The organism is Streptomyces sp. NPDC001157, from assembly GCF_053598255.1.
The window spans coordinates 216,362-231,058 of the sequence record NZ_JBSFJW010000001.1 but is presented as its reverse complement, the minus strand read 5'-3'; the positions used below and the strand labels follow the sequence as shown (position 1 = coordinate 231,058).

At 71.6% G+C, this 14,697-nt stretch carries 17 protein-coding genes; 7 read left to right on the top strand and 10 right to left on the bottom strand.

Features of this window, described 5'->3' with window-relative positions:
• Positions 1-22 precede the first annotated feature (22 nt).
• On the top strand, positions 23-754 hold the full coding sequence (locus tag ACWDAG_RS00940; RefSeq protein WP_450693447.1) for a flavodoxin family protein: 732 nt from the start codon (positions 23-25) through the stop codon (positions 752-754).
• Between the two features lie 78 nt (positions 755-832).
• On the opposite strand, the gene ACWDAG_RS00935 is transcribed toward ACWDAG_RS00940, so the two are convergent.
• The 4 genes from ACWDAG_RS00935 to ACWDAG_RS00920 form a co-directional block, all read right to left on the bottom strand.
• Positions 833-1,390, bottom strand: coding sequence for a dihydrofolate reductase family protein (locus ACWDAG_RS00935; protein WP_450693446.1), 558 nt, complete (start codon positions 1,388-1,390; stop codon positions 833-835).
• 64 nt (positions 1,391-1,454) lie between these two features.
• On the bottom strand, positions 1,455-2,393 hold the full coding sequence (locus tag ACWDAG_RS00930) for a sigma-70 family RNA polymerase sigma factor (RefSeq protein ID WP_450693445.1): 939 nt from the start codon (positions 2,391-2,393) through the stop codon (positions 1,455-1,457).
• Between the two features lie 38 nt (positions 2,394-2,431).
• Positions 2,432-3,535, bottom strand: a complete 1,104-nt coding sequence (locus ACWDAG_RS00925) for an FAD-dependent oxidoreductase (RefSeq protein ID WP_450693926.1) — start codon at positions 3,533-3,535, stop codon at positions 2,432-2,434.
• A 68-nt stretch (positions 3,536-3,603) separates the two neighbouring features.
• Complete coding sequence (locus tag ACWDAG_RS00920; protein ID WP_450693444.1) at positions 3,604-4,575, bottom strand: Clp protease N-terminal domain-containing protein; 972 nt, start codon at positions 4,573-4,575, stop codon at positions 3,604-3,606.
• Positions 4,576-4,643: 68 nt separating this feature from the next.
• Between ACWDAG_RS00920 and ACWDAG_RS00915 the strand changes: the two genes are divergently transcribed.
• From ACWDAG_RS00915 to ACWDAG_RS00905, 3 genes are all read left to right on the top strand, one after another.
• On the top strand, positions 4,644-5,006 hold the full coding sequence (locus ACWDAG_RS00915; protein WP_450693443.1) for an excisionase: 363 nt from the start codon (positions 4,644-4,646) through the stop codon (positions 5,004-5,006).
• A gap of 87 nt (positions 5,007-5,093) precedes the next feature.
• Positions 5,094-5,276: a hypothetical protein gene (locus ACWDAG_RS00910; RefSeq protein WP_450693442.1), complete on the top strand. Its 183-nt coding sequence runs from the start codon at positions 5,094-5,096 to the stop codon at positions 5,274-5,276.
• A gap of 149 nt (positions 5,277-5,425) precedes the next feature.
• Positions 5,426-6,256 (top strand): DUF427 domain-containing protein, encoded by an 831-nt coding sequence (locus ACWDAG_RS00905; RefSeq protein ID WP_450693441.1) that lies wholly within the window; start codon positions 5,426-5,428, stop codon positions 6,254-6,256.
• Here ACWDAG_RS00905 and ACWDAG_RS00900 read toward each other — a convergent pair.
• The 6 genes from ACWDAG_RS00900 to ACWDAG_RS00875 form a co-directional block, all read right to left on the bottom strand.
• On the bottom strand, positions 6,219-6,755 hold the full coding sequence (locus tag ACWDAG_RS00900; RefSeq protein WP_450693440.1) for an NUDIX hydrolase family protein: 537 nt from the start codon (positions 6,753-6,755) through the stop codon (positions 6,219-6,221). The genes ACWDAG_RS00905 and ACWDAG_RS00900 overlap by 38 nt on opposite strands.
• A 15-nt stretch (positions 6,756-6,770) precedes the next feature.
• Positions 6,771-7,901, bottom strand: coding sequence for an amidohydrolase family protein (locus tag ACWDAG_RS00895; protein ID WP_450693439.1), 1,131 nt, complete (start codon positions 7,899-7,901; stop codon positions 6,771-6,773).
• A 2-nt stretch (positions 7,902-7,903) separates the two neighbouring features.
• Positions 7,904-9,307: a glutamine synthetase family protein gene (locus ACWDAG_RS00890; RefSeq protein WP_450693438.1), complete on the bottom strand. Its 1,404-nt coding sequence runs from the start codon at positions 9,305-9,307 to the stop codon at positions 7,904-7,906.
• Positions 9,308-9,346: 39 nt separating this feature from the next.
• A complete protein-coding gene (locus tag ACWDAG_RS00885; RefSeq protein ID WP_450693437.1) occupies positions 9,347-10,156 on the bottom strand; it encodes an SAM-dependent methyltransferase in 810 nt (269 codons plus the stop codon).
• 113 nt (positions 10,157-10,269) lie between these two features.
• A complete protein-coding gene (locus ACWDAG_RS00880) occupies positions 10,270-11,100 on the bottom strand; it encodes a hypothetical protein (protein WP_450693436.1) in 831 nt (276 codons plus the stop codon).
• Positions 11,101-11,196: 96 nt separating this feature from the next.
• Entirely contained in the window at positions 11,197-11,439 is a 243-nt protein-coding gene (locus ACWDAG_RS00875; RefSeq protein WP_450693435.1) for a hypothetical protein, read from the bottom strand.
• A gap of 150 nt (positions 11,440-11,589) precedes the next feature.
• On the opposite strand from ACWDAG_RS00875, the gene ACWDAG_RS00870 reads away from it, so the two are divergent.
• The 3 genes from ACWDAG_RS00870 to ACWDAG_RS00860 all read left to right on the top strand — a co-directional run bounded on the left by ACWDAG_RS00870 (position 11,590) and on the right by ACWDAG_RS00860 (position 14,536).
• Positions 11,590-12,057: a potassium channel family protein gene (locus tag ACWDAG_RS00870; RefSeq protein ID WP_450693434.1), complete on the top strand. Its 468-nt coding sequence runs from the start codon at positions 11,590-11,592 to the stop codon at positions 12,055-12,057.
• Positions 12,058-12,195: 138 nt separating this feature from the next.
• Positions 12,196-13,602 carry a cytochrome P450 gene (locus ACWDAG_RS00865; RefSeq protein ID WP_450693433.1) on the top strand — a complete coding sequence of 469 codons (1,407 nt, stop codon included), beginning with the start codon at positions 12,196-12,198 and terminating at the stop codon, positions 13,600-13,602.
• A gap of 79 nt (positions 13,603-13,681) precedes the next feature.
• On the top strand, positions 13,682-14,536 hold the full coding sequence (locus ACWDAG_RS00860; RefSeq protein ID WP_450693432.1) for a Cof-type HAD-IIB family hydrolase: 855 nt from the start codon (positions 13,682-13,684) through the stop codon (positions 14,534-14,536).
• The last annotated feature ends 161 nt before the right edge of the window (positions 14,537-14,697 follow it).

Below are 14,697 nucleotides of genomic sequence, written 5' to 3'. Positions count from 1 at the left end.
TCCCGGCTGAAGGAGTACGCCCATGACCGCATCGCCCGCGACCGACGACACGTACCGCTTCGAGGACCTCACCGCCCTCTTCATCAACTGCACCCTCAAGCCCTCGCCCCAGCTCAGCCACACCCAGGGGCTGATCGACAAGAGTGCCTCGATCATGATGTCGCGCGGGGTCACCACCTCCGAGATCCGCGCCGTCGACCATGACATCGCCCCCGGCGTCTACCCCGACATGACCGAGCACGGCTTCACCACCGACGACTGGCCGGCGCTGTACGAGCAGGTGATGGCCGCGGACATCCTGGTCATCGCCGGACCGATCTGGCTCGGCGACAACAGCTCGGTCACCAAGCAGGTGATCGAGCGGCTCTACAGCTGTTCCTCTCTTCTCAACTCCGCCGGACAGTACGCCTATTACGGCCGGGTCGGCGGCTGCCTGATCACCGGCAACGAGGACGGCGTGAAGCACTGCGCGATGAACGTCCTCTACAGCCTGCAGCACCTGGGCTACACGATCCCGCCGCAGGCCGACGCCGGCTGGATCGGAGCGGCAGGCCCCGGACCGTCGTATCTGGACCCCGGATCGGGCGGCCCGGAGAACGACTTCACCAACCGCAACACCACGTTCATGACCTGGAACCTGATGCATCTGGCCGCCATGCTGAAGCGCGCCAAGGGCATCCCCGCCCACGGCAACCAGCGTTCCGAGTGGGACGCCGGTTGCCGCTTCGACGCGGAGAACCCTGAACACCGCTGAGTCCGTGCAGCCTGGTCTTCCGGCCCGACCTCCAGGACCACGGACGGCGTCAGACCTCGCCCACGGCGGTGGCCGCTGTCATCGCCCGGCCCTCCGGTAGCGCGTGAGAACGGTGGGGCCCGTCTGCTGCGCCGACTCGCACTCCAGGTGGACGGGTGGGGTGTCCGTGGGGAAGAGGCGGTCGCCGGTGCCGAGAATCGTGGGGAAGGTGATCAGGCGGTATTCGTCGATCAGGTCCTCGGCCATCAGCGCGTGGACGACGCTGAGGCTGCCGGCGACGACAACGTCGCGCTTCTCCTGCTTGACCGCGTCCACCAGGTCGCCCGTGAGCGTCTGCGAGTTCGCCCAGGCGGAGACATCGGTGAGGGTGCGGGTGGCGACCAGCTTCCGGGCGGCGTTCATGCGCGCGGCGAACGGGTCGTCGCGGCCCGGCCACAGCTGGGAGAACAGCTCCCAGGTGGTACGGCCCAGCAGCAGGACCCCCTCGTCCAGAGCGGCCCCGAGCCGGAACTTGTCCCCGGCCACCGCCTCGGGGCCGTGCCGGAACATCCAGCCGCCGCCAGGTGTGCCCGCGCGGCCGTCCGGGTCGGAGACGATGCCGTCCAGCGTGGTGAAGGCGATGACGATGACGCTCATGGCGTTGTCCTCTCGGATGTCTCGATCGGTGGTCACCGGTATGTACCGGCGCCACCGGCCGGACTCATCGCCCGCGGCCGAAGTCGTCCGAAGAAATCTCTCCGGGCAGGTCGAACGCCTCGAAGACGCGCGGGTCCGCGAAGACGACGTTCCGCGCGACCCGCCCGTCGGCCACCGTGAACACCTGCAGCGTGTGCAGCCGGTGGCCGCCGTCGTCCGTGGGCGCGTAGGCGGCGAGAGCGGGCTGTCCGCCGGCGGTGAGCTGCCGTGTGAGCCACCCCGTCCCGCGCATCGCGAAGACCCGCTCCATGAACAGGCCGTAGTCGCCGCGGCCCCGGTACCACAGCGGCACCGGCGGCATCTCCAGGACGGCCGCGTCGGTCAGCAGCCGCACCAGGGCGGGAACGTCGGCTGCCTCGAAGGCGCGCGCGTACCGCCGGACGGCCTCCCGCGCCTCGGCGTCGTCCGGCTCGTGGACCTCGTCCGGATCGCCCGCCTCGGCCACCGCGGCGCGGGCCCGCTGCAGCGAGCTGTTGACGGCGGCGACCGTCGTCCCGAGCTGCTCCGCGACCTCGGCGGCACTGAACTCCAGCACCTCCCGCAGCACCAGCACCGCGCGCTGCCGGGCCGGCAGCAGCTGCATCGCCGCCACCAGCGCCAGCCGCAGATCGGCCCGCGTCTCGACGTCGTAGCGGGCGTCGGGAAACGGCTGCAGCCACGGGATGTCGAAGGCCGGGGTGAGCGGCGCCCCCGGGTCCTCGCTCGGCGCACCGAGCCCGGACGGCAACGGCCGCCGCGCCCGCCCCTCCAGCGTGGTCAGACAGACATTGGTGGCGATCCGGTACAGCCAGGTCCGCACCGTCGCGCGCGAGGCGTCGTACCGCTCCCGGGCCTTCCAGGCCCGCAGCATCGTCTCCTGCACCAGATCCTCGGCCTCGTGGAACGAGCCCACCATCCGATAGCAGTACGCCACCAACTCGCCCCGGTACGGCTCAAGGTCCATGGGGGTCATCATGCCCGGCATGGACCGTGCGGCTGCCTTCAGCCCGGTTGGAAGAACGCGAGCAGTTTGCGGGCGGGGTCCGGTGACGACAGGAGCTGCTGCATACGCGCGGACTGGCGGCCGGCGGCGCCGGTGCGTTCGAACATCTCGCGCTCGTACTCCTTGACCGCGGCGGGAAAGTCGTCCGGATGCGCGGCCAGCGCGAGCCCGAGCAGGGCGCCGTCGAGCAGTGCCATGTTGGCGCCCTGCCCCACCGGTGGCATCAGGTGCGCGGCATCGCCGAGCAGTGTGACGTCCGGCCTCGGCGGCCAGGTCAGGCCGACCGGGAGAGTGGTGATCGACCGCGGCAGGACCGTGTCGTCGCAGGCTGCGATCAGTGCCGTGAACCGGGGGGCCCAGTCGGCGAACAGGTCGATCAGCCGCCCCCGGGCGGCCGCCGGGTCACCGAAGGGGATCCCACTGGTGGCGAACCAGTCCTCGGCCGTGTTGTGCCAGCTCAGGTAGACGCGTACGCGGCCGTCGCCGTTGCGCTGCGCCGACAGGGACTGTCCGTCGCCGAGCACCCAGTAGTTGCCGCGCCCGACCATCGCCGCGAGGTCCGGGTGGGTGCGGTCGATGTCGGGAATGCCGAGCTCGACGATGTTCTGGCCGGTGTGCGCCGGTCGGGCGTCGGTGAGCAGTGCACGGACCCGGGACTGCGCGCCGTCGGCGCCGACCAGCAGGTCGTACGTCGCACTGCTGCCGTCGGCGAAGCGCAGCAGGCCGTTGTCGGCGGACTCGACCGCGTGCCCCCAGCGCACCGTGTCGTCGGGCAGGGAGTCCAGCAGCAGGTTGCGCAGATCGGCGCGGTCGACCTCGGGTCGGGCGAGCGGGGCGTCGTCGGGCGTGTCCTCCTGGAGCAGCAGGGTGCCGTCCGGTTCGAGAAGGCGCATGTCCTGGCCTTCACCACGGGCCATCGCGTAGAACTGGTCCATCAGTCCGGCCTCGCGCAGTGCACGCCGGCCGGAGTGGATGTCGAGCATGCCGCCCTGACCGCGCGCATCGCGTGACGAGTCACGTTCGTACACGACGGTGTCGATGCCGTGCACGTGCAGCACCCGGGCAAGTGCCAGGCCGCCCAAGCCGGCTCCGACGATGGCGATGGTTGCCGCCCCCGAGCCCCTGCCCTCTTCTGTCCCACCGGCGGGTTCCGGCCGGCCTACCAGCGGGTTCACCGGCGGAGCCGGGGTGCGAGGACCGTGCGAACGGCCTTGGCCACCTTGCTCGCGGGGGAGCCGTCGTCCTCTTCGGGCTCCGGTTGCAGCGTGCGCTCGATCTGCTGCAGCAGCTGGTTGGCCGACCGCCAGAGCGGGACGAACAGGCCGGCGACCGGCCCGACGCCCTGGATCGGGCCGCCGGACAGCTCGGTCACCTTCTTGGCCGCCGTGACCGTTGCCTGGTCCCGCAGGATCAGGTGCACCTCGCCGTCGACCAGCCGGATCTCCATCTTGCGCGCGGCGGCTTCCTCCGGGTTCGCGTCCGTGGTCGTCTCCGGATCCAGTTCGTCGATCTTGGCGGCTACGGCGTCCGGGTCGACGCCGAGTTCGCGCAGCACCCTGGCCGCCATGCTGTTCTCCGCCCGCAGCATCGCCTCCAGCAGGTGATGACTGCCGACGGGTGCGTCACCGGCCAGCGCGCTCGCGGTGGACATGGTGTCCTTGGTGGCGGGTGTGCCGGCGGGCCATGGGCCCGCAGCGAGGTCCTGCGATCCCTCCACGGAGGCCAGCACCGCGGCACGGACCTTGCTGACCGGACGGATCCGCTCGGCGAGCACCTTCGCGCCGACGCCCTCACCCTCCCTGACCAGGGCGAGCAGGATGTGTTCCGTACCGACGTGGTGGTGGTGCAGTCGCTGCGCCTCGCGCAGAGCGCGTTCCAGCGTCTTCTTCGCCTGCGGTGTGAACGGGATATGGCCGTTCAGCTCCTGCGTGCCGGGCTTGACGACCGCGGCGATGTCGATCTGCGCCGCTTCCTTGCCGTACCCGAGCTGGTGCAGGACCTTCGCTGCCATGCCGTCCGGCACCTCGAGCAGCCCCAACAGGAGGTGCTCCGTGCCGATGTAGTCGTGCTTGAGCAGCCTCGCCTGCTCCTGAGCAGCGACAACCACCTGACGGGCTTTGCCCGTGAACCTTTCGAATGTCATGGTTCCATGGTCCCAACCCTGTCAATACACTGTTATTGACAGGGTCACGGTGTCGAAGGGAGGGTCTGATGGAGTCGTCACCGTCGGACTGGGAGGACCGGCTCGCGCGCTGGCAGAGCGAGCTGGAGCTGTTCGAGCAGCTGGACGAGAAGCCCTGGGTCACGCTGGCCAAGGCCGAAGCCGAGACCGGTGTTTCCCGCTCGGCCCTGCGGTCCTGGTACCGCAACGGCGAGATCCGGTCCCGGCTGGTGGACGGCCCGAACGGGCCGCAGCGCCTGGTCCAGCTGGACGCGGTGATCGAGCGCGCCGCCGCGTCACCGCGCATTCAGCGCCGGGCGGAGCGGGAGGTCAGCCTGGAGGCCCAGGTCACCCTGCTACGACACCGGGTCGACCAGCTGGAACTGCGGCTGGCCGCGCTGGAGCGGAAGTGACCGCCTGCTCAGCCGTCAGCGAACGACCGCAGGGGTTGGAAGGGGCGAGCATCGAGAAGGTGTTCGACGGCGAGCGGGTCGCCGCCGGTGCTGGAGGAGTTCGAGGTGCCGAGCCGGGCGGCGTGGCCGCCCCTGCCCCCGGCTCCGCCGTGCCGGGTGGACCGGGAGGTGGAGGACGGTGGCGTGCTGGACTTCGGCGGCGGCGCAGTGGTGGTCGCGGTCCCCGGGCACGCGGACGGGTCGATGGCCCTTCATCTGCCCGAGCCGTAGCGTCGCTGCACCGCCTGGCCGAGCTGGAGGCCGACACGACGTGACGAAGGTCAGGGTTCGTGCCCGGACAGCCAGGTCCTCGCTTCCCCGCACCGAAGCGGCGAAGCTGGATGCATGCTGCTCCTGAACGAGCCGAAGGAGAGCGGTCCATGAGTGCACTCCCCACCGAACGATCCCTGCGCACCACCCCCGAAGGCCTCCTGTGGGAGCCCAGCGAACGCTGGGTGCGTGGCCGCAAGGGTGAGGTCACCGTCGTCGACAGCCGGCACCCCGTCCTCGTCTGGGAGCCCTCGCTGCCCGTGCCGCAGTACGCCTTCCCGCGCGCCGACGTACGCGAGGACCTGCTGCGCACCGCGAAGAACCCGCGTACGGGCGCCCACACCGGATCCAGGATCTTCTACGACCTCGAAGTCGACGGTGAGCTGCTGGAGAACGCAGCCTGGACCTTCCCGGCCGCCGACCTGGCCGAGTACATCGCCTTCGAGTGGTTCCGGCGCAGCGGCAGGGGCCTGGACCACTGGTACGAGGAGGAGGAAGAGATCTTCATCCACCCCCGTGACCCGCACAAGCGGGTGGATGCCATCCCGAGCAGCCGCCATGTCCAGGTCTCGGTCGGCGGCATGCCCGTCGCCGACACCCGCCGGCCCGTGCTGCTCTTCGAGACCGGTCTGCCGACCCGCTACTACATTCCGCGCGAGGACGTCCGCCTCGACCTCCTCGAAACCACCGAGCACCACACCGGCTGCCCCTACAAGGGCACGGCGCAGTACTGGTCGGTGCGGGGCGAGGCCGACGTACCGCCGAACATCGTCTGGAGCTACCCGGACCCGCTGCCCGCCGTGGGCACGATCAAGGGACTCCTCGCGTTCTACAACGAGGTGGCCGACATCACCGTGGACGGGGAGCGCGTGGAGCACCCCGTCACACCCTTCAGCGCGATGCTCAGACTGAGCAGCCGACGTGGGCGAGGGCCTGCCTGAGCAGCACCCCGTGCCCGCCGGGCATCTCGCTCTGGACCGCTTCCGACACGGCGTCCTGCGGGCTGAACCACACCAGGTCCAGGGCGTCCTGCCGGGGCCGGCAGTCCCCGGTGACCGGGACGACGTAGGCCAGGGACACGGCGTGCTGACGCGGGTCGTGGTACGGCGTGATGCCCTGCGTCGGGAAGTACTCCGCGACCGTGAAGGGCTGCAGGGAGGCCGGGATCCGGGGCAGCGCCACCGGGCCGAGGTCCTTCTCCAGGTGGCGCAGCAGGGCGTCGCGGACCCGCTCGTGGTGCAGGACGCGACCGGAGACCAGGGTCCGGCTGACCGTCCCGTCCGGGCCGATGCGCAGCAGCAGGCCGACACTGGTCACTTCGCCGCTGTCGTCGACGCGCACGGGCACGGCCTCGACGTACAGGATCGGCATACGGGCGCGAGCCAGCTCGAGGTCGTCGGGGCTGAGCCAGCCCGGCGTGGTTTCGGTCATGTCAGACATTGCTTGATCATACTTTCAGGAGGGGCCGGAAAGGCCGTAGACCCGGCTGGCATTGTGTGCTCCCGCCCACTCCGCGAACCGCAGCGCGTCGGGCAGACCCAGTTCGTCGGAATCCACCCGGTCCTGCAGCAGACCGGCCAGACCGCGGCGGAAGGCGAGCGCGCCCAGACAGTAGAACTCGGCCACACCGTACGCGTCGGAGCTGTACAGCAGCTTGCGGAACGGTGTGATCTCCAACGCCTCCTCCAGGACAGCCCGGGCGCGCGCCGGGCCGACGTGGTGGAGGGTGAGGCCCACGTCCAGGTACACGTGCTCGAACACCGCGGCCAGATAGGCGGCCTGGCGCTGGTACGGCCAGCAGTGCAGGAACAGCACGGGGATGGTGCCGGTGGTCAGGTGCAGCCAGTCGGTGAGGTGGGTGGGGTCGACGCGGTGCAGACGGATGTCGTTGTCGCCGAAGCCGGTGTGGAGCTGGAGGGGGAGACCGAGGCCTACCGCGGTCCACAGCAGGTGTCGTACGAGGACGGGATCGTCCAGGCGGCCGCCTCGCGCGAGCCACTTCCGGGCCGCCTCGGTGACCTCTGTGGCGGACGGAGGGGCCGGGTCCAGGTCGAAGCCCGTGCGGTACGCGGCCACGGACTTCACCGCCACCACGCCCGGCCGCCGTACGGCCTCCAGCGCGGCCGCCTGAAAGGCGTCGCCGTAGTCGTCGGGCTCGACGCCCCGCGCCGCCACCGTCTCGGCGACGCCTTCCAGCCGTACGACCTCGTACGCCGTCCCGCCTGCGGTCTCGGCGAGTTCCGCGGGCGTGGTGAGGCGCTGCGGCGCGTACCCGGTGTCCACGCAGAAGGTGCTGGTCCGGGCGGCGGTGAGGAAGCGGCGGTGCACTTCGCGCGAGCCCAACTCGGTGCGCCGGGCCAGGTATTCATCGGGCGGTGCGTGGCGCGGCAGGTCCAGCAGCGGGGCGCAGTGGCGGCGGATCGCCACACCGACCGGGCTGTCGAAGCGGGAGATGCCGGGCCAGGCCGCACCCTCGGTGATCAGGTCCTCGAAGTCCTCCCGGGGCAGGTCGGCGGTGACGACGCCGTGGCAGTGGTGGTCCACCAACTCCAGCGCGTCCAGCGCCTCTTGGACCGGGCCGGTCATGGTCAGTACTTCCAGCGGTACGCCGCCGCCACCCGCTCGTCGTCCAGCCCGTGCGCCGCCGCGATCTCCCCTTGCCGTACGGCGATCACGGCGTCCGCGAGGACCGGGCCGAGCGTGGCCCGCAGCAGTCCGTCCTTGCGGAACTCCTCGACGGACTCGGCGAGCGAGGTCGGCAGGCGGCGTACACCCCGGGCCGCCGCGTCCGCGGGTTCGAGGCGGGCCGGATCGCCGGTGATCTCCTCGGGCAGGGGCGCGGACGAGGTCAGGCCGTCCAGTCCGGCCGCGATGAGGCAGGCGAGGGCGAGGTAGGGGTTGGCGGCCAGGTCGACCGGCTTGACCTCCAGGTTCGCGGCCTGCTCGCGCAGGCCCGCCGTGCCCGTGACGATGCGCACCGCGGCCTCACGGGTCTCGCGGCCCCACGCGGTGAACACCCCGGCCCACTGGGAGGGTTTGAGGCGCAGATAGCTCGCCGGGCTGGGTGCGGTCACCGCCGTCAGGGCCGGGAGGCGGGCGAGCAGTCCGGCCGCGAAGGACTCGGCGTCGGCGGTCATGCCGTAGCGGTCCTCGCCCCCGGAGTGCAGGTTGACGCCGTCGCGCCAGGCGGAGAGGTGGACGTGGCCGCCGTTGCCGACGCCCTGCGCGAAGACCGCCGGGGCGAAGGACACCACCAGTCCGTGGCGCCGGGCGACGGCGCGGATGGTCTGCCGTACCAGCACGCTCCGGTCGGCCGCCGCGACCGGGTCCAGGGCGCCCACCGAGATCTCGAACTGCCCGGCCGCGTACTCGGGATGGATCTGCTCGACGTCCACGCCCTGCGCGGCGAACGCGGCCAGCAGGTCGGCCGTGTAGTCGCTGAGCTCGACCTGGCGGGTGGCGCTGTAGGCGGGACCTGAGGTCGCGGGTACGAAGTCGCCGCCCTCCGCGGGGCCCTGCCCGACGGCCCACTCGACCTCGATGCCGGCCTTGAAGGTGAGGCCGTGCCGGTCGGAGGCCTCGGAGACGACGCGGCGCAGGACCGTGCGGCTGCAGCCCGGGTGGGGCTCGCCCTCCTGTGTGATCCGGTCGACCGGCGCCCACGCCCAGCCGGGCTGTCCGGCCAGGACGACGAGTCGGTCGAGGTCGGGGTAGAGGCGCAGGTCGCCGTCCGGGGAGCCCAGGACGTCGGTGGAGACGATGGAGTCGTTCGCCAGGAACGTGTCGAACACCGGTGACATGCCGACGCCCCAGGCCGCCGCCGAGGCCAGCTTGGCCGTCGGGACGGTCTTGACCCGGGCGACCCCGGCGGTGTCGACGTAGGCCAGCACGATGCCGTGCACGCCCCGCTCGGACAGTTCGCCGCTGAGCGCGGTGGCCCGTTCGACGTCACCGGGGCGCCCGCCGGGGACGGGGTCGGCAAGGGTCGTCATACGTCCTCCACGCTCGGAACGTCCGTCAGGGCTGTTCCGTCAGGGTTTCACGGCCACCGCCCCGAACTGCGGTACCACGGCGGGCGATCCGGGCTCGGCACGCCACTGCGAGCACGACACCAGGCCCGGCTCCAGGAGGTCCAGCCCGTCGAAGAACGCGGCGATGTCCTCTCCGCTGCGGGCGGTGATCGGCGGGGTGGCGTTCTCGTTCCAGAACTTCATCGCCGGGATCTGGCCCGCGCCGCCCAGGTCGTCGTCGAAGGTGGGGTGGGTGAGGACCAAAAAGCTGCCGGAGGGCACCGCGGCGACGACCTTCCGTACGATCTCGCGCGCCTTCTCGGTGTCCAGTACGAAGTTGAGGATGCCCAGCATCATCACCGCGACCGGCCGGCTGAAGTCGAGGGTGCGGGAGGCGCGTTCGAGGATGGCGTCGGGGTCGTGGACGTCGGCGTCGATGTAGTCGGTGACCCCCTCGTGGGTGCCCGTCAGCAGGGTGCGGGCGTGGGCGAGCACGATGGGGTCGTTGTCGACGTAGACGATCCGGGCGTCGGGGGCGATCCGCTGGGCGATCTGGTGGGTGTTGTCCGCGGTCGGCAGCCCGGTGCCGATGTCCAGGAACTGCCGCACCCCGCGCTCCTCGGCCAGGAACCGCACCGCACGGCCCAGGAACCAGCGGTCCGCGCGGGCGATCTCCCGGATGATCGGGAACATTCCGGCGACGTGTTCGCCGACCTGCTGGTCGACCTCGTAGTTGTCCTTGCCGCCGATCCAGTAGTTCCACACGCGCGCGTTGTGCGCCACACCGGTGTTCAGCCTCGCCGACCCGCCCGGGGTGTGGCTCTCACTCACAACTCTGCTCCTTCTCAACACCTGCGGCTGTTGCCGCCATTGTGCCGCCCGGTGATCACGCTGTCCCGGAAATCGACCGATCAGGTGTGCGGAACGGGCCGGTTGACCGGCCGTCAGCCGGTCCGGCCGGGACCGGCGGCGGGCGTCTTGCCGCTCTGGACGTCCTTCAGCCGCTGGGCGCCCGTGCGCACCGCCGACTCCAGGGAGGAGTGCGCGCCCCCGGCCAGGCCGCCGGCGGTGACGGTGATCGCGTCGTTGCCCACGCGTACGGCGGCCACGTCCAGGGTGAGGGTGGCGGGTTCGCCGTTCGCGGTGCCCTGCACCGTCACGTGCAGGCCCTGCCGGGCGTCGCCCTGCTTGGGCACCGAGGCGGTGGTCACCTGGACCGTCCGCTTGCCGCCCTTGGCGTCGGTCGCGGTGAACTGGTCGCACTTGACCGGCAGGGTCTTCAGCCAGGCCAGCGCGGCGCTCAGCCGGACGGGGTTGTAGGCGGCGACCTGGTAGAGGAGGCGGGAGTCGCCCTGCTCGAAGCCGGTCAGCGCGGACGCGCCGGTCGGCTCGCCCAGCAGGTCGTCGTCGTAGAGCGCGTCGAGGAACCGCTGGCAGTCGGCTGCGTCCGCCTTCGCGGTGAGGAACTGGGCGACGGCGACCTTCCCGATGAGCAGGGTGTCGCCCCAGGCGGCGGCGCCCTTGACCTGGTTCCAGTCGCCCTCCAGGTCGTCCTCGGTGATGAGCGCGGCCTGTGCCCCGGCCCGGGTCAGGCGGGGCGGGGCCGACGTACGGGTGGGGACCGGGGCCGACGTACGGGCCGCGAGCGGGGTGGCCGTGGCGTCGGAGGCCTGGGAAGCGTCGCCGTCGCCCGAGCACGACGCGAGGGCCAGCAAGGTGCTCACCGCCACGGCCGAGGCGAGCGCACGCACGAGAGGGGACGGGCGACGGATCATCGCGGATGCCTCCGGAGCAGCTGGGGACCTCCCTTCAGCGCACCACCGGCCCTAGCGCCCCACGAGGCACGACGGCCCGTTCGGGTGAGCGGGCCGTCAGGGCGTTCCCCGCTCCGCGTGCACGCGCACCCTGCGCCCGCCGCACTCGGGGCAGACCGCCTCCGCAAGCGGAGACCGCACGGCCCGGCCCGCCTCGTCGACGTACTCCTGGGTGGTCAGGCCCGAGGGATCCAGCGGGTCGGTGAAGAACATGAGCTGGAAGTCGGCCTTCCAGGTGTGACCGCAGTCCATGCAGTCGAAGCCGTAGGTCTCCGGCACCGAGGGGGGATCCGCCGTCATGGACCCGGTCCGTTGCCCGGTGCGGAGAAGTACATGCCTCCAGCGCACAACGCCCCACCCCGCACGGCAACTCGAACGCCCCGCCCGGCATGCCCGCACGCCCGCCCCCGGCGAAACTGACCCCATGCCGACGCACACCGAGGAGTGACCATGCTGCCCGGATTCCTCGCCAGGGCGGTCGCGTTGCTGCTCGGCCGGCAGGGCCGCTCCCTGCACCTGAAGGCGGCGGGCGGGGCGACGGCCGTGCTGGGCGTGGTGATGCTCATCGGCTCGTGGGCCGTCGTCGCCGCCGAACACGACGCACCGCGCGCCAATCTGCGGACGTACCCCCAGGCCCTGTGGTGGTCGATCGAGACGGCCACCACCGTCGGGTACGGCGACTTCTACCCGGTGACCCTCGGCGGCCGCGTCATCGGCGCCGTCGTGATGGTCGTCGGGATCACCACATACGGCATGGTCACCGCGGCCCTCGCCACCTGGTTCGTCGGACGGGAGCAGAAACGCCGTCACCATCTCGCCCTGCATGCCCAGGAGTTGGGCGAGGAGACCGCCCGTGCCCTGCACGAACGCTTCGACCGGCTGGAGCGGATGGTCGCCGGGAGCGGCGAGCGGAACTGAGGGCAGGCGTCTGCCTTGCTACCTGTGAGTACCCTGCCGTGTGACTTCTGTGACACCTGAGGTACGGTCCCCCGGGGGTTCGCGGGTACCCGCATGCCGCGGACCGTTGCGGGCGGTGTCGAAGGGGGCGGCGAAAGCATGGAGTTCCACTTGGTCGACGAGGACAGCGCGGAGCGGGCGGGCACGCCGCTGGAGGACCTGGCTCCGGAACCCCTGCTGACCCGGGACTACGAGACCCGTCCCGCGCTCGTCTACGAGCGGCTGCGGGAGCGCCACGGCCCGGTCGCACCGGTCGACCTGCTGGGCGTGCCGGCGTGGCTCGTGCTCGGCTATCGCGAGTCGCTGCAGGTGCTCCAGGACGACGCAGGCTGGCCCAAGGGCCTGGAGAACTGGCGGGCGAGGACGGAGGGCCGGGTGCCCGCCGACTGGCCGCTCGGTCCCTCCCTGGAGGTCAACCACGTGCTGATCCAGGGCGGCTCCGGCTACCGCACGCTGCGCGGCGCTTGGGACACCGCCCTGCGACCCTTCCAGGACGCGCGGGGCCCCCAGGCCAAACGGCTCAAGGCGGCCGTCACCGGATACGCCGACGAGCTGATCTCCCTGCTCGCCCAGGGCGGCGGCACGGGCATGGCCGACCTGTCGGCGCAGTTCTCCCGCCCGCTCCCGCTGATGGCGGCGAGCCATCTGCTCGGCTTCCCCGGCTCGCAGGGCGACGACGCCCTGATGGACATGTGGCGGGTGCTGGACGCAGGCCCCGACGCCGAACCCGCCCTGGAACGCCTGCTGGTGACGCTCACCGAACTAGCCGCCGCCAAGATCGAGAAGCCGGGCGACGACTTCCCCTCCCACCTCCTCGCCGCCCACCCGGACCTGTCCGTCGACGGGCTGGCCCGCGAGCTGTTCATGCTGCTCGGCATGACCTCCGACCATGTCGGCATCCTCATCTCGAACACCGTCGTCGAGGTGATCGCAGGAGAGAACGAGGGCGGGGTCCGCACCACCCTGTCCGCAGGCATGGTGCGCGAGACCATGAACCGCGTGGTCATGCGCAAGCCGCCGCTGGTCAACTTCGTGCCGAGGTTCGCGGCCGCGGACACCCGGCTCGGCAACTACACCATCCGCGCCGGCGACCCCGTGTGGGTCTCGTCCGCCGCCGCCCATGCCGACCCCCTGTTCGCCGGCCAGATGGCACCGGGTTCCAGCATCAGCAGCCGCGCCCATCTGTCGTGGGGCGCGGGCCCCCGCCAGTGCCCGGCCCGCGAGCTGGCGTCGACGATCGCGGCAGCGGGCGTCAGCCGCGTCTTCGAACGCTTCGGGCACCTGGAACTCGCCCTGCCCGTCGACCAACTACCTTGGCGCTCCTCGCCGTTCATGCGGGGGCTGCGCTCGCTGCCGGTGCGGTACGAGCTGTCCGGGCCGCCACTGCCCCTGGCGCCGGCGCCCGCGGCGGACGTACCGGATGCACCGCCGGCACCGGACCAGGCCGCCAAGCGGCGCTCGTCGCTGTGGCGCTACCTCACGGGCCTGATCCGGTCCGGAAGCTGAGCGTCCGCGCAGCTCGCGTAGGGTGACGGGACCGCCGTAAGCCGTCCGGCGCCCCGTCGCGCCCCACCGGAAGCAGGTCATGTCCCCCGCCGCCTCACCCCTCCGCACCGCCTCCGGCCTGCCCACCGGCCCCGCCGACATACGCCTGGTCGTCACCGACATGGACGGGACGCTGCTGGACGACGCCAAGCGGATCCCGCCCGGCCTCTGGGAGACGCTGGCCGAACTGCGTCGGCGCGGAGTGCTGTTCAGCCCGGCGAGCGGGCGGCAGTACGCCACGCTGGCGCGGGAGTTCGCCGAGGTCGCCGAGGGCATGGTGTTCATCGCGGAGAACGGCACCTATGTGGTGCGGGACGGCGTGGAGCTCAGCTCGGACCCGCTGGAGCCCGGTGTCGCGGCCCGCGTCGTGCAGGCCGTACGGCGTCTGGTCGCCGAGGGTGTCGACGTGGGCGCCGTCGTCTGCGGCAAGCGCTCCGCCTACGTCGAGCGCAGCGACGAGGCGTTCCTGGCCGAGGTGCGCAAGTACTACGTCGAGCACCGCGTCGTCGAGGACGCCACCGCGCTCGACGACGACGTCATCAAGGTCGCCCTCTTCGACTTCGGCTCCGCCGCGCACACCACCGCGCCCGCGCTTCAGTCCTTCACCCCGACCCACCAAGTGGTCGTCTCCGGCGAGCACTGGGTCGACGTCATGAACCGCACCGCCAACAAGGGCTCTGCCCTCCGCCGCCTCCAGCACGAACTGGGCATCACGCCCGCCCAGACCATGGTCTTCGGCGACTACCTCAACGACCTGGAGATGCTGGACGCCGCCGAGTGGTCCTTCGCCATGGCCAACGCCCACCCGGACGTCATCGCACGGGCACGGCACCTGGCCCCGTCCAACAACGACAACGGAGTGCTGCGCACCGTCGCGCGCGTGCTGAACCTCTAGGCACTCGGCTGCGCACACCCCTTCTGCCAGGCCCAGGCCGTGATCTCGACCCGACCGGGCGTCCAGTGGTGACCGCACTCGGCGGCGGCCTGCACACGGGGCCGCGCGCCGGGGCAGGCTGGGAGGCACGGTCGGTCTTCCCGGCGCGCCTGCGCCGCCCC